We start from the raw sequence: 1,431 nt of genomic DNA on the forward strand, positions 1-1,431 counted from the left end.
ATCTACCAGAACATCGACATCATCGAGTCGCACAACGCCCGCTTCATCGTCGTGCTCGCCGGCGACCACATCTACAAGATGGACTACGAGGTGATGCTGCGCCAGCACGTCGACAGCGGCGCCGACGTCACCGTCGGCTGCCTCGAAATGCCGCGCGCCGAATCCTCCGGCTTCGGCATCATGCATATCGACGAGAACGGCTGGATCCAGGAGTTCCTGGAAAAGCCGAAAGATCCGCCGCCGATGCCGGGCAAGCCGGACGTCTCGCTCGCCAGCATGGGCATCTACGTGTTCGATGCGAAATTCCTGTTCGACCAGCTCAAACGCGACGCCGAGGATCCGAAGTCCAACCACGATTTCGGCAAGGACATCATTCCCTACATCGTCAAGAACGGCCGCGCGATCGCGCACCAGTTTTCCAGCTCCTGCGTCCGTTCGGGCAGCGATCCCCGCTCCTATTGGCGCGACGTCGGCACGGTCGACGCCTATTGGGCAGCCAATATCGACCTCACCGACGTGGTGCCGGAACTCGACCTGTTCGACCGGGCCTGGCCGATCTGGTCCTACTCGGAGATCACGCCGCCCGCCAAGTTCGTCCATGACGAGGAGAGCCGGCGCGGCCAGGCCGTCAGCTCGCTGGTCTCGGGCGGCTGCATCATCTCCGGCGCCTCGCTGCGCCGTTCACTGCTGTTCACCGGCGTGCGCATCAACTCCTACGCCAATGTCGAGAACGCCGTGATCATGCCCTATGTGAATGTCGGGCGCGGCGCGCGGCTGAAGAACGTCGTGATCGACCGCGGCGTCGAGATCCCCGAGGGGCTCGTCATCGGCGAGGATCCCGAACTCGATGCAAAGCGCTTCCGCACCACCGAGCAGGGCATTTCCCTCATCACCCAGCCGATGATCGACAGGCTCAATACATGATGCCTGTTCGCGTCCTCGCGGTCGCCTCTGAAGTCTATCCCATCGTCAAGACCGGCGGCCTCGCGGATGTCGCCGGTGCGCTGCCGATTGCGCTGAAGGCGCATGCCGTCGAGATGCGCACCCTGATGCCGGGCTATCCCGACGTGATGCGGCTGGTTTCCGGCGCAGAGGAAATCCGGCGCTGGCCGGACTATTTCGGCGGGCCGGGCCGGCTGCTCGCCGGCGCGCATGACGGGCTCGACCTGTTCGTGCTCGACGTGCCGCATCTCTATGCGCGGCCGGGCAACCCTTATGTCACGGCCGAAGGTGTCGACTGGCCGGACAATGGCGTGCGCTTTGCGGCGCTGTCGCGCGTGGCGGCCGACATCGGCCACGGCCTCGTGCCGGCCTTCGTGCCCGACATCGTGCACGCCCATGACTGGCAGGCCGGGCTCGCGCCGGCCTATCTGCACTACGACACTCGGCCGCGGCCCGGCACCGTGATGACGATCCACAACATGGCCTATC

At 65.1% G+C, this 1,431-nt stretch carries 2 protein-coding genes; both read left to right on the top strand.

The window, feature by feature from the left end:
- On the top strand, positions 1–924 hold a 924-nt coding region (locus AC1D00_RS41000), incomplete at its 5' end, for a glucose-1-phosphate adenylyltransferase (RefSeq protein WP_477014630.1).
- Positions 921–1,431, top strand: a 511-nt coding sequence (locus tag AC1D00_RS41005) for a glycogen/starch synthase (RefSeq protein ID WP_477014631.1), incomplete at its 3' end; no start/stop codon positions are given. The genes AC1D00_RS41000 and AC1D00_RS41005, both read left to right, overlap by 4 nt.

The sequence above is a fragment of the Bradyrhizobium sp. P2_E8 genome, assembly GCF_056403875.1.